Here is a 3,065-nt window from a genome sequence, read left to right as displayed (position 1 = left end):
GACCGCACTAGAGGCGGCCGCCTCCCTCGCCGAGCCCGTCCCGGACGAGTCAGAGGATGAGCCCCCCGAGGGCGCGAAGACCGACGGCGATGCGCTCGAGATCACCGCCGACCACGTCGCACACGCCGTGGACCGTGCACTGCTGCGCTACGACCGGCAGGGCGACGAGCACTACGACGTGATCAGCGCGTTCATCAAGTCGGTGCGCGGATCCGACGTGGATGCCTCCCTGCACTACCTCGCGCGCATGATCGAGGCGGGGGAGGATCCCCGCTTCATCGCGCGCCGGCTGGTCATCTCGGCGGCGGAGGACATCGGGCTCGCCGACCCGCAGGCACTGCAGATCGCGGTGGCGGCTGCGGCCGTCGCGCTGTCGGATGCCGAAGACGGCACTGCTGCGGAGGTCTCCGCAGACGACGTCTCGCAGGCCGTCGACAAGGCGCTGCTGCGCTACGACCGCCAGGGCGACGAGCACTACGACGTCATCAGCGCCTTCATCAAATCGATCCGCGGTTCCGACGTGGATGCCGCGATCCACTACCTCGCACGCATGATCGAGGCGGGTGAGGATCCGCGCTTCATCGCGCGGCGGCTGGTCATCTCGGCCGCGGAGGACATCGGGCTGGCCGACCCGCAGGCGCTGCAGATCGCGATCGCCGCGGCCGACGCGGTGGCGTTCATCGGGATGCCGGAGGGCCGCATCCCGCTCGCGGAAGCCACCGCGTACCTCGCGACGACGGCAAAGTCCAACGCCGCGTACCTCGCCGTCGACAAGGCCATCGCCGACGTGCGCGCGGGCAGGATCGGCCGCGTGCCGCTGCACCTCCGCGACGCGCATTACGCCGGCGCGAAGAGACTCGGGCACGGCAAGGGCTACAAGTACCCCCACGACAGCGAGATCGGCGTGGTCGCCCAGCAGTACCTGCCCGATGATCTGCGCGGCACCCGGTACTACGAGCCCACGAACCACGGCGCCGAACGCGATGTGCAGGCCCGCCTCGACAAGATCCGCCGCATCCTGGGAGCGGACGCCGACTGACAGGGGACCGTGGGGCCGCCGTGCTAATATTGACCCGCCCACGGCCTGATTCCTGCGCGCGGCTGCAACGGAATCGAGACGCCGAGGACCGCAGCCTGTAGCCGGCAGCGTTCCGCAGGGCGCATCCCTCTGATTTCACCGGTGCAGTTCTGCGCGCCCATGCGTGGGCGCGAGCGGCCGGTCCACACTTCGATCAAGAGTTAGGAAACCGTGTCTACCAAGTCACGCACCCGCAGCAAGACGCGCCTCTCCCGTGCGCTCGGCATCGCCCTCACCCCGAAGGCCGCCAAGTACCTCGAGAAGCGCCCGTACGCTCCCGGCGAGCACGGCCGCACCAAGCGCAAGCAGGACAGCGACTACGCCGTCCGTCTGCGTGAGAAGCAGCGCCTCCGCGCCCAGTACGGCATCCGCGAGAAGCAGCTGCGCAACACGTTCAACGAGGCCCGCCGCACCGAGGGGCTGACCGGTGAGAACCTGGTCGAGCTGCTCGAGATGCGTCTCGACGCCCTCATCCTCCGCGCCGGTTTCGCCCGCAGCACCTCGCAGGCCCGCCAGCTCGTCGTGCACCGTCACATCCTCGTCGACGGCCAGCTCGTCGACCGCCCGTCGTTCCGCGTGAAGCCGGGTCAGCTCATCCACGTCAAGGCCAAGAGCGAGGGCACCGAGCCCTTCCAGGTCGCCGCCGCCGGCGCTCACGCCGACGTGCTGCCCCCGCTCCCCAGCTACCTCGAGGTCGACCTGTCGACGCTCCAGGCGCGTCTCGTGCGTCGCCCCAAGCGCGCCGAGGTTCCCGTGACCTGTGAAGTGCAGCTCGTCGTCGAGTACTACGCCGCGCGCTAGTACCGCAGACAATGCGAGAGGCGCCGGGGGATTCCCCGGCGCCTCTCGTCGTTCCCGCCCTGAGCGAGGCGCCCTGCGCCGAGACGAAGGGTCGCCTACGATGGACGGATGCCGCAGTGCACGCGGCTCAAGGTTCCGAGGATGGGTGACATGAAGAACGCACTCTGGTTTCTGGTCGGTGTCATCGCAGGTCTGGCCGCGGGGCATCTGGTGAGCAAGGACCCGCGCGGCCACGAGCTGCTCGCCGACATCGACGCGCGCGTCTCGGAATTCACCGACCGGGTGACCGAGGCCTACCGCTCGCAGGAGGCGCGCTTCGGCGGTGCCCTCGAAGACGCCAAGGGCGCAGCGGCCGACGTGCTGGAAACGGCGAAGGATGCGGCATCCGACGCTCTCGACGCCGCGAAGAAGCTCACCGACTGACACCCGCGCATCTTCCGCCCCGCCGGGGCGGGTTGCACCCGCATGCAAGGAAACCGCACCGATGAAGACCGCCGAGATCGCGAAGCGCTACCTCGACTACTTCGAGAAGAACGGCCACGTGATCGTGCCGAGCGCCTCGCTCGTGAGCGATGACCCGACACTCCTGTTCACGGTGGCGGGGATGGTGCCGTTCATCCCGTACCTGAGCGGCGTCGTGCCGGCGCCGTACGCCCGCGCGGCCGATGTTCAGAAGTGCATCCGCACGAACGACATCGAAGAGGTCGGCAAGACCCCCCGGCACGGGACGTTCTTCCAGATGCTCGGCAACTGGTCGTTCGGCGACTACTTCAAGGAGGGCGCGATCACGTACGCGTGGGACCTCCTGACCGGGCCGGAGGACGACGGCAAGCTCGGCTTCGATGCCAAGGACCTCTGGGTCACCGTCTACGAAGACGACGACGAAGCGTTCGGACTGTGGCAGAAGATCGCCGGGCTTCCGGAGGAGCGGATCCAGCGGCTCGGCAAGGACACGAACTACTGGAGCACCGGCGTCCCCGGTCCCGCCGGGCCGTGCTCCGAGATCTTCTTCGACCGCGGGCCCGCGTACGGCATCGACGGGGGACCGGCGACCGACGATGACCGCTACGTGGAGATCTGGAACCTCGTCTTCATGCAGTACGCGATCGACAACGTGCGCACGAAGATCGACTTCGACATCCTCGGCGAGCTTCCGGACAAGAACATCGACACCGGGATGGGCCTG

Annotated in this window: 4 protein-coding genes; all 4 read left to right on the top strand. The window is 68.5% G+C overall.

What is annotated here, in order from left to right; genetic code table 11:
* Positions 1-1,039: AAA family ATPase (locus VNT50_RS01885; RefSeq protein WP_491715931.1), on the top strand; the 1,039-nt coding region annotated here is incomplete at its 5' end.
* A gap of 210 nt (positions 1,040-1,249) precedes the next feature.
* Positions 1,250-1,879, top strand: coding sequence for a 30S ribosomal protein S4 (rpsD, locus tag VNT50_RS01880; protein WP_325483412.1), 630 nt, complete (start codon positions 1,250-1,252; stop codon positions 1,877-1,879).
* Between the two features lie 150 nt (positions 1,880-2,029).
* Positions 2,030-2,302 carry an ATPase gene (locus tag VNT50_RS01875; protein WP_325483411.1) on the top strand — a complete coding sequence of 91 codons (273 nt, stop codon included), beginning with the start codon at positions 2,030-2,032 and terminating at the stop codon, positions 2,300-2,302.
* Between the two features lie 61 nt (positions 2,303-2,363).
* The coding region (locus tag VNT50_RS01870; RefSeq protein ID WP_325483410.1) for an alanine--tRNA ligase-related protein at positions 2,364-3,065 on the top strand (702 nt) is incomplete at its 3' end.

Origin of the sequence: Microbacterium sp. (assembly GCF_035554235.1) — a bacterium.
In the GTDB taxonomy this organism is placed as follows: Bacteria; Actinomycetota; Actinomycetes; order Actinomycetales; family Microbacteriaceae; genus Microbacterium.
The sequence above is the reverse complement of the archived record's forward strand: the minus strand, read 5'-3'. Positions and strand labels throughout refer to the sequence as shown.

Coding starts and splice junctions, on each gene's coding strand:
- VNT50_RS01875 (WP_325483411.1), top strand. CDS start 2,030: ATGAAGAACGCACTCTGGTTTCTGGTCGGTGTCATCGCAGGTCTGGCC.